This window comes from Shewanella sp. T24-MNA-CIBAN-0130, from assembly GCF_040310185.1.
Classification (GTDB): Bacteria; Pseudomonadota; Gammaproteobacteria; order Enterobacterales; family Shewanellaceae; genus Shewanella; species Shewanella psychromarinicola.
The window spans coordinates 1-239 of record NZ_JBEOPP010000537.1 but is presented as its reverse complement, the minus strand read 5'-3'; the positions used below and the strand labels follow the sequence as shown (position 1 = coordinate 239).

Genomic DNA, 239 nt, shown 5'->3' with positions numbered 1-239 from the left:
CGCCTGGGCCGCTTCAAGTTCCTCACCGGGGATGACAAGTCCAGCTGGTTCAGCCTGATGCGCCTGGGCTACGACACCTTCTACGTGCCGGATGCCGCGATCAACACCGTGGAACACCCGCCGGAAAAGAGCTTCATCAAGGCCAGCCGCAAGCTGATGTTCCGCTGGTACGGCAACAACCTGCGCCAGAACTCCCGCGCGCTCGGCCTGGGCGTGCGTCGCCTCGGCCTGTTCACCAG

1 protein-coding gene is annotated in these 239 nt (G+C 64.4%); it reads left to right on the top strand.

The window, feature by feature from the left end:
* Positions 1-239: glycosyltransferase (locus AAEZ02_RS23415; protein ID WP_351125626.1), on the top strand; the 239-nt coding region annotated here is incomplete at both ends.